The 9152-nt window shown below is 64.3% G+C and carries 6 protein-coding genes; all 6 read left to right on the top strand.

Translation table 11 applies throughout. The annotated features are described in order from the left end of the window. The first annotated feature begins 406 nt into the window (after positions 1–406). Positions 407–499: a K(+)-transporting ATPase subunit F gene (kdpF, locus tag ACE3UG_RS08995; protein ID WP_063389843.1), complete on the top strand. Its 93-nt coding sequence runs from the start codon at positions 407–409 to the stop codon at positions 497–499. Continuing rightward, entirely contained in the window at positions 496–2301 is a 1806-nt protein-coding gene (gene kdpA, locus ACE3UG_RS08990; RefSeq protein WP_374622497.1) for a potassium-transporting ATPase subunit KdpA, read from the top strand. Before kdpF ends, kdpA begins: the two co-directional genes overlap by 4 nt. Before the next feature lie 28 nt (positions 2302–2329). Next, positions 2330–4456: a potassium-transporting ATPase subunit KdpB gene (gene kdpB, locus ACE3UG_RS08985; RefSeq protein WP_374622494.1), complete on the top strand. Its 2127-nt coding sequence runs from the start codon at positions 2330–2332 to the stop codon at positions 4454–4456. 76 nt (positions 4457–4532) lie between these two features. Further along, positions 4533–5117, top strand: coding sequence for a potassium-transporting ATPase subunit KdpC (kdpC, locus tag ACE3UG_RS08980; RefSeq protein ID WP_374622491.1), 585 nt, complete (start codon positions 4533–4535; stop codon positions 5115–5117). Between the two features lie 184 nt (positions 5118–5301). After that, the gene (locus ACE3UG_RS08975; protein WP_374622488.1) at positions 5302–8181 is read left to right on the top strand and encodes a DUF4118 domain-containing protein; all 2880 of its coding nucleotides are present in this window, start codon (positions 5302–5304) and stop codon (positions 8179–8181) included. Continuing rightward, on the top strand, positions 8174–8884 hold the full coding sequence (gene kdpE / locus ACE3UG_RS08970; RefSeq protein WP_374622485.1) for a two-component system response regulator KdpE: 711 nt from the start codon (positions 8174–8176) through the stop codon (positions 8882–8884). Before ACE3UG_RS08975 ends, kdpE begins: the two co-directional genes overlap by 8 nt. Positions 8885–9152: the final 268 nt, after the last annotated feature.

The following is a 9152-nucleotide window of genomic DNA, read 5'->3' as shown; positions in this document are numbered from 1 at the left end:
CCTCTAAATTGTTCCAACCTTGCACGAATGATCACCGCCGATTTACGCCCCGCCCCGATGACGCGCTCCTGCCGCGCGAACGACGATATTCTCTCGCCCCCCCCCCCACACAAAATCCGACATTAAGCCCGCCGATCGCGATATCAGCTGACTGTCAGCTTTTGTGGCGCCGTTTACACGTTGTTTACACCCCGTTTCTTCCTTTTATCCCCGTCTTTACGCGCCGCTACGTATCGTTCAGTGCACGGCCGGCATGCGCATGCGAGGACGCGTCGCGTCCGTGGCGTGCCGGCCGCCACACGATATAGGGAGTTGTCATGGACTGGTTATATCTCGGCGTACTCGCGGTGTTCGTCGCCGCGACCGTCGGCTTTGTCGCGTTCTGCGCGTCGGTAGGGGGGCAACAATGACAGCCATGTACTGGCTGAGCGGCGGACTCACGCTCGCGCTGCTCGCTTACCTCGTCTACGCGCTCTTCAAGCCGGAGGACCTGGCATGACGCTCAACGCCTGGATTCAGCTCGGCGTCTTTCTCGTCGTGCTGCTGGTGCTGGCACGCCCGCTCGGCCGTTTCATGGCCGACGTGCTCGCCGGTGAATCGCGCGTGAACCGCTGGTTCGCGCCCCTGGAACGCGGCCTCTATCGCCTCTGCGGCATCGTTCCCGAACAGGAAATGCACTGGCGCGCCTACGCAATCGCTCTTGTCGGCTTCAACGCCGTCGGCGCGATCGCGGTCTACGCACTGCAACGCTGGCAAGTCTGGCTGCCCCTGAACCCGCAAGGGTTCGGCGCGGTCACGCCCGACTCGTCGTTGAATACGGCCGTGAGCTTTGTGTCGAACACGAACTGGCAAGGCTACGCCGGTGAGTCGACCATGAGCTATCTCACGCAAATGCTCGGTCTTGCCGTGCAGAATTTCATGTCGGCCGCCACCGGGATCGCCGTGGTCATCGCGCTCATTCGCGGCTTCGCCCGCCATACGGCACAGACGATCGGTAACTTCTGGGTCGACATGACCCGCATTACGCTCTACATCCTGGTGCCCCTCTCGGTGGTGATCGCCGCAGTGTTCATGAGTCAAGGCGTGATCCAGAACTTCGACGCCTATAAGGACGTGACAACGCTCCAGGCCACGCATTTTGACAATCCGGTCCTCGGCCCGGACGGTCAGCCGAAGCTCGACGCCACCGGCAAACCGGTGACGGCACCCACGGTGACGCAGACGCAAACCCTGGCGATGGGTCCGGTGGCCTCTCAGGAAGCGATCAAGATGCTCGGCACGAACGGCGGCGGCTTCTTCAACGCCAATTCGGCTCACCCGTTCGAGAACCCGACACCACTGTCGAACTTCCTGCAGATCCTCGCGATCTTCCTGATCCCGGCAGCGCTGTGCCATACGTTTGGGCGCATGGTCGGAGACCGCCGTCAGGGGGTCGCAATTCTCGCTGCAATGACAATTGCGTTCTCGATTGCAGCCGTGGCCACGGTGTCTGCCGAACAGGCGGGCAATCCGGTACTGACGACGCTTGGCGTGGACCAGCAAGCGAGCGCCACGCAGGCAGGCGGCAACATGGAAGGCAAGGAGACGCGCTTCGGTATCGCTGCCTCGGGCATTTTTGCCACGGTGACGACGGCCGCCTCGTGCGGGGCGGTCAACGCCATGCACGATTCGCTCACGCCGTTGGGCGGACTGGTGCCAATGCTGCTGATTCAACTGGGTGAAGTGGTCTTCGGCGGCGTGGGCTCAGGCCTCTACGGCATGCTCGTCTTCGCCATGCTCGCGGTGTTCGTGGCAGGACTGATGATCGGCCGCACGCCGGAATATCTGGGCAAGAAGATCGAAGCGTACGAGATGAAGATGGTCGCTGTGGCCGTGCTCATGACGCCGCTGCTGGTGCTGCTCGGTACCGCCCTCGCGGTGCTCGTGCCAGCAGGGCTGGCCGGCGTGGCGAATCCAGCTACGCACGGCTTCTCGGAGATTCTCTACGCCTACAGCTCGGCGGCGAACAATAACGGCAGTGCGTTTGCCGGTCTGTCGGCCAACTCGCCTTTCTATAACAGCACACTGGCGATCGCGATGTGGTTCGGCCGCTTCTGGGTGATTGTGCCGGTGCTGGCGATTGCGGGCGCGCTTGCACGAAAGAAGCGCATTGCCGCGACGTCGGGCACGTTGCCCACGCATGGCCCGCTGTTTGTCGTGCTGCTGCTCGGTACGGTGCTGCTCGTCGGTGCGCTGACGTACATGCCGGCGCTCGCACTCGGTCCGGTCGCCGAACATCTGGCGATGATCGGTGCACATTGAATATTGAAATGAGGCATTCGAGGCACTCATGAATCAACCCTCAGGAAATACCGTTTCCCGGCCGGCAGGCAAAGGGCACGCATCGGCCGCGCTGTCGATGTTCGACCCCGCCATCGTCAAGCCGGCCATTGTCGACTCGTTTCGCAAGCTGCACCCGCTCACACAGGCCAAGAACCCGGTGATGTTCGTGGTGTATGTCGGCAGCCTGCTCACGACGGTGCTCTTCGGCATGGCCGTGGCGGGCCACGCCGAGGCAAGCGCACCGTTCATTCTCGCCATCGCACTGTGGCTGTGGTTCACGGTCTTGTTCGCGAACTTCGCCGAAGCACTCGCCGAAGGCCGTAGCAAGGCGCAGGCCGCTTCGCTGCGTCAGGCGAAGAAGAACGTTCCGGCCAAGCAATTGCGCTCGCCCCGGCGCGACGCGGAATGCCTTGTGATCGATAGCGCCAGTCTGCGTCGCGGCGACTTCCTGCTTGTTGAGGCCGGCGATGTGGTGCCGGCCGACGGCGAAGTGGTCGAAGGCGTGGCGTCGGTCGACGAATCGGCGATCACGGGCGAGTCGGCACCGGTCATCCGGGAGTCGGGCGGCGACTTCTCGGCCGTGACCGGCGGCACGCGCGTGCTCTCGGACTGGATTGTCATGAAGGTGACGGTCAACCCTGGAGAGGCGTTTCTCGACCGCATGATCGCCATGGTGGAAGGCGCGAAGCGTCAGAAGACGCCGAACGAAATCGCCCTCACGATTCTGCTCGTGGCCCTCACGCTGGTGCTGCTGCTCGCCACGGCGACGCTGCTGCCGTATTCGATCTTCAGCGTGCTCGTCACGCAGGCCGGCAGCCCGGTCACGATTACGGTGCTCGTGGCGCTGCTGGTCTGTCTGATTCCGACGACCATCGGCGGCCTGCTCTCGGCCATCGGGGTGGCGGGCATGAGCCGGATGATGCAAGCCAATGTGATAGCCACGTCGGGCCGTGCCGTGGAAGCGGCGGGCGACGTCGACGTGCTGCTGCTCGACAAGACGGGCACGATTACGTTGGGCAATCGTCAGGCGTCGCAGTTCGTGCCCGCGCCGGGCGTGGACGAGCGTACGCTGGCCGATGCCGCACAACTCGCGTCGCTGGCCGATGAAACGCCGGAAGGCCGCAGCATCGCTGTGCTCGCCAAGCAGCGCTTCAATTTGCGTGAGCGCGAGATGGGCGGGCTGAATGCCTTGTTCATCCCGTTCTCGGCGCAAACGCGCATGAGCGGCGTGGACCTGGCGGACAAGCAGATTCGCAAGGGCGCGGCCGATGCGCTCAAGCGCTACGTGGAATCGGCCGGCGGTGCGTGGCCGGTGGCGCTGGCCAGTGCGGTCGACGAGATCGCACGGCGCGGCAGCACGCCGCTGGTGGTGGCCGAGCAAGACGCGCAAGGGACCCGCGCGCTGGGCGTGATCGAACTGAAGGACGTGGTCAAGGGCGGCATTAAGGAGCGCTTCGCGGAACTGCGCCAGATGGGCATCACCACGCTGATGGTCACGGGCGACAACCGTCTTACCGCTGCCGCGATTGCGGCCGAAGCCGGCGTCGACGATTTCCTCGCCGAAGCCACGCCGGAAGCCAAGCTCGCGACGATTCGCAAGTATCAGGCCGAAGGTAAGCTGGTGGCGATGACGGGCGATGGCACGAACGACGCCCCCGCATTGGCCCAGGCCGATGTGGCCGTGGCGATGAACTCGGGCACGCAGGCGGCGAAGGAAGCGGGCAATATGGTCGATCTGGATTCGAATCCGACCAAGTTGATCGAGATCGTCGAGATCGGCAAGCAAATGCTGATGACGCGCGGCAGCCTCACGACGTTCTCGATTGCGAACGACGTGGCGAAGTATTTCGCGATCATTCCGGCCGCATTCGCCACGACGTATCCGCAACTCAACGCGCTCAATGTGATGCATCTGGCAAGCCCGTCGTCGGCCATTCTGTCGGCGGTGATCTTCAACGCACTGATCATCGTGGTGCTGATCCCGCTGGCGCTCAAGGGCGTGAAATACCGCCCGCTCGGGGCCGCGACGTTGCTGCGCCGCAATCTCGTGATTTACGGTCTGGGCGGGATTCTGGTGCCGTTCGTCGGCATCAAGGTCATCGACATGATCATCGCCGCGATGGGCTGGGCCTGATCGCAGGCTACCGGATGCGACGGCCAATTGGCCGTGCATCCGGGCCACTTTGCTGAAACTCTAAGGAATTGACGTGATGAAAACCCTCTTGCGCCCGATGCTGAGCCTGTTTGTCGTGCTCTCGGTCATTACGGGGCTGGTGTATCCGCTGGTCGTGACCGGCATCGGGCGGGCGGCGTTCTCGCGCGAAGCCGCCGGCAGTCTGATCTATAAGGACGGCAAGGCCGTCGGCTCGTCGCTGATCGGCCAGAATTTCGACGAACCGAAGTACTTCTGGGGCCGCCTGTCGGCCACGGCGCCGATGCCGGACAACGGCGCGGCTTCAAGCGGTTCCAACTACGGCCCGCTCAACCCCGCTCTCGCCAATGCCGTCAAGGCGCGCATCGCGGCATTGCGCGAAGCCGATCCGAGCGCAACGCTGCCGGTGCCGGGCGATCTGGTGACGGCCTCGGGCAGCGGGCTCGACCCGGCCATCAGCCCCGCCGCAGCCGATTATCAAGTCGCTCGCGTGGCCAAAGCGCGTGGTCTGACGTCCGATGCCGTGCGCTCGCTCGTGACGCGCTTCACGCAAGGCCGCCAATGGGGCATTTTCGGGGAATCCCGGGTGAATGTTCTGAAGCTGAACCTGGCGTTGGATGAACTGACGCGCAGCGGTGTCTGAAACGCGCATTGGCGGGCAGGGCTGGCCGACGATTGGCTGGTTTTGCCCGGCAGCCTGCGGTAGATTGGCGGCACGCCCTGGCGCATGCCGCCTTTTTTGCTTCATCGGATGACCGGTGATTCGTGGCGAGCCACGCCTTGCGGTATGGCTCGCGCCTTTACAGTGGACTGACTCGATGGCTGGCATGGAACGTCCTGATCCCGACGAATTGCTCGACAAGCTGCAGCGCGAGGAAGCACGCGAGCGGCGCGGCCGGCTGAAGATCTTCTTCGGCGCGTCCGCCGGCGTGGGCAAGACGTTTGCGATGCTGCAGGCCGCGCGCAAGCTGAGCGAGGAGGGCACCGACGTCGTGGTCGGTGTGCTGGAGACGCACGGGCGCGAAGAAACGGCGCGCCTGCTGGAGGGACTCGAAGTCCTGCCGCAGAAATCGGTCGAGTACCGCGCACGCGTGCTTCGCGAGTTCGATCTCGATGGCATGCTCGCGCGCAAACCGAGCGTGGCGCTGGTCGACGAACTCGCCCATGCGAACGTACCGGGCACGCGACATATGAAGCGCTGGCAAGACGTGCAGGAATTGCTCGACGCCGGCATCGACGTATACACCACGCTCAATGTGCAGCATCTGGAACGGCTTAACGACGTGGTTGGACAGATCACCGGTATTCGCGTGTGGGAGACGGTGCCCGATCGCATCTTCGATCTCGCCGACGAGGTGAAGCTGGTCGACTTGCCACCCGACGAACTGCTCGAGCGTATGCGCGAGGGCAAGGTATACATGGCCGCGCAGGCCGAGCGCGCCGTACGGAACTTCTTCCGCAAGGGCAATCTGATCGCCTTGCGCGAACTGGCGCTGCGTCGTACCGCCGATCGCGTCGATGCGCAGATGCGCGAGTACCGCGCGGACCAATCGATCAGCCATGTCTGGCAAGCGCGCGAACGGCTGCTCGTCGCCATTGGGCCGGGGCCTGAGGGGGTGGCGCTGGTGCGCGCGGCGGCGCGGCTCGCGGCGAGTCTGCGCGCCGATTGGCTGGCGGTCCATGTGGAAACGCCGGCCATGCAACGGCAATCGCCGGGGCGGCGCGAGAGCATTTACGCGACGCTCAAACTCGCGCAGGAGTTGGGCGCGGAAACCCTGACGCTCGACGGCGCGCAAGCGGCGACGACACTGCTCGCGTACGCGCAGATGCGCAACGTCTCGAAACTGGTGGTGGGGGCGAGCGGTGCGCGGCGCTGGTGGACGGCACGCACACCGCTGCATGAGCAACTGGTGCGGCTCGCGCGCGGCGTCGACGTGGTGCTGATCGGACCGGCGGCAGGCGATACCGCGGCCGATAAGCGCGTGGTGCGCGGGGACTGGCGCGATTGGTTTGAAACCGTACCCGAGTTGGGGCTCGTGGGCGGACCCTGGCGCGCGTACGCCTGGGCGGTGGGCATTTGTGGCGCGGTAACGCTCGCGGCTGCGGAACTGACGTCGTTCCTGGATCTGTCCAATATCGCAATGCTGTATCTGCTTGGCGTGATCGTCGCCGCCATGCGGCTGGGTCGCGGGCCGGGCGTGCTCGCGTCGTTTCTGTCGGTGCTGGCGTTCGACTTCTTTTTCGTGCCGCCGAAGCTGTCGCTGTCGGTGTCCGATACCCAATACCTGTTGACCTTCGCCGTCATGCTCACCGTCGCGCTGGTCATCAGCCATCTGACGACGAGCCTGCGATTCCAGGCACGGCTGGCCACCTGGCGCGAACGTCGTACGGGCGCGGTGTACGCCATGGCCCGCGAACTGGCGGCGGCGCTGACCACGCCGCAGATCGTGGAAATCGGGTCGCGCCATGTGCGCGAGGTGTTCCAGGCGCGCGTGGCGCTGCTGTTGCCGGACAGTCAGAGCAGTGTGAGGCAACCGGTGGAGAACGCGCAGGCACTCACCATGCCCGAACATATCGATACCGATGTTGCGCAGTGGGTGTACGACCGCCAGCAGCCAGCGGGACGAGGCACCAACACGTTGCCCGCGTCGCTCGCCTACTATCTGCCGCTTCGCGCGCCAATGCGCACGCGCGGCGTTCTGGTTGTCGAGCCCGAGCCGGAAGGCGGCGCTGCCATCGACACACCGGAGCAGCAGCGTTTGCTCGACACGTTTGCCGCGCAAATCGCGCTGGCGCTCGAACGTGTCCATTACGTCGAAATCGCCCAGGATGCGCTCGTGACAATGGAGTCCGAGCGGCTGCGCAATTCCTTGCTCTCGGCAATTTCACATGACCTGCGAACCCCGTTGACGTCCATCGTGGGGTTCGCGAGTATGCTCGTCCGCAATGCGCAGACGCCCGGACCGCTGCGCACCGAACTCGTCGAGGCCATTCACGAAGAAGCACAACGCATGTCGGGTCTTGTGACCAATTTGCTCGACATGGCGAAGTTGCAAGCGGGCGGAGTGCAGCTCAACCGCCAGTGGCAAATGCTCGAAGAGGTGGTCGGCACGTCGCTGCGTGCCTGCCGCCGAGTGCTTGCGGGACATGAGGTGACGACCCGACTGCCCGCCGATCTGCCGTTGCTGCGCTTCGACGCGGTGCTGCTGGAGCGGTTGTTCAGCAATCTGCTGGAGAATGCGGCGAAGTATTCGCTTGCGGGCTCGCATGTCGAAATTGCCGCGCGCGTGAACGGCGACGAGGTCGAGGTGAGCGTGAGCGACGACGGTCCGGGCCTGCCGCCGGGCATGGAAGGACGTATCTTCGAGAAGTTCATGCGAGGGGAAAAAGAGTCCGCCAAGCCCGGCATCGGACTCGGGCTGGCGATCTGCCGCGCCATTGTCGAGGCGCACGGCGGTAAAATTCACGCCACCAACGTGCCGGACGGCCATGGCGCGCGCTTCATCTTCACGTTACCGGTGGAGACGCCGCCCACGGCCCCGGATGCACCGGAAGGCGTCGAGTCGGACGTGCCGAGCCTGCCCGACCTGCGAAACCTGCAGGCCGACGAGGCGCCGACGCACTACCTTCCCGACACAACCGACACAACCGACACAACCGACACAACCGACGCAACCGACGCAAATCCGACACGACAACATGAGTGAACCGACCGTCACCATCGTGGTGATTGAAGACGAACGGCAGATCCGACGGTTTCTGCGCACCTCGCTGGAGGCCGAAGGCATGATCGTGCACGAGGCGGAAGCCGGCCGGCAAGGCATGGTCGAAGCCGCCACGCGCAAGCCGGACCTGCTCATCGTCGATCTGGGGCTGCCGGATATCGACGGCGTGGAGGTCATTCGTGAAGTGCGAAGCTGGACCGATATGCCGATCATTGTGCTGTCCGCACGCAACGAGGAGGCAGAGAAAGTCGTGGCGCTCGATGTCGGCGCCGACGATTACCTGACCAAACCCTTCGGTGTGTCGGAGCTGCTCGCACGGATTCGGGCGCAGTTGCGACGCCATCATCGTGGCGGTAATTCGGAGACGCTCGACGAAGCGTTCTCATTCGGCGATATCCATATCGATCTCGCCAGACGCAAGGTCACGCGGGCGGGGGAGCCCGTACATCTGACGCCCATCGAGTACCGGCTCCTGATCACGCTTGTGCGACATGCGGGGCGTGTGCTGACTCACCGGCAGTTGCTCAAGGAGGTGTGGGGGCCGTCCCACGTCGAGAGCAATCACTACCTGCGCATCTACATGGGCCATCTGCGTCAGAAGTTGGAGGCCGATCCGGCACAGCCGCAACACATTCTGACGGAGACGGGCGTCGGCTACCGGCTGGAAATCGAAGCGATCGGCTGAGCGGCCTGAGGCTCGCCAATGGCCCCTGACGTTCCCGGACAGACGGCGGGCCGGCATGGGGCCACCGGTCCCCGCAGATTCCCGAATGCCCGTCCTGCCGCTGCGGTGTACCGCCAGAATCCGAGCACTTTGCTAGAATCGCTCTGATCCATCCGGCATGTCCGCCGACGCTCGACGAGGGCAGACGTCAATGTGCGGCTTCGCAACGTGGGCACGCTGCCATTTCGTTCGACATCCGATGGAACCGATTGCCGGGACGACCCGGCAG

Origin of the sequence: Pandoraea sp. (assembly GCF_041919235.1) — a bacterium.
Classification (GTDB): domain Bacteria; phylum Pseudomonadota; class Gammaproteobacteria; order Burkholderiales; family Burkholderiaceae; genus Pandoraea.
This window is presented reverse-complemented; position numbering and strand designations above follow the sequence as displayed.

Bases quoted from the DNA above. Each gene is read 5' to 3' on its own strand.
- kdpF (WP_063389843.1), top strand. From the start codon at position 407: ATGACAGCCATGTACTGGCTGAGCGGCGGACTCACGCTCGCGCTGCTC.
- kdpA (WP_374622497.1), top strand. From the start codon at position 496: ATGACGCTCAACGCCTGGATTCAGCTCGGCGTCTTTCTCGTCGTGCTG.
- kdpB (WP_374622494.1), top strand. From the start codon at position 2,330: ATGAATCAACCCTCAGGAAATACCGTTTCCCGGCCGGCAGGCAAAGGG.
- kdpC (WP_374622491.1), top strand. From the start codon at position 4,533: ATGAAAACCCTCTTGCGCCCGATGCTGAGCCTGTTTGTCGTGCTCTCG.
- ACE3UG_RS08975 (WP_374622488.1), top strand. From the start codon at position 5,302: ATGGAACGTCCTGATCCCGACGAATTGCTCGACAAGCTGCAGCGCGAG.
- kdpE (WP_374622485.1), top strand. From the start codon at position 8,174: ATGAGTGAACCGACCGTCACCATCGTGGTGATTGAAGACGAACGGCAG.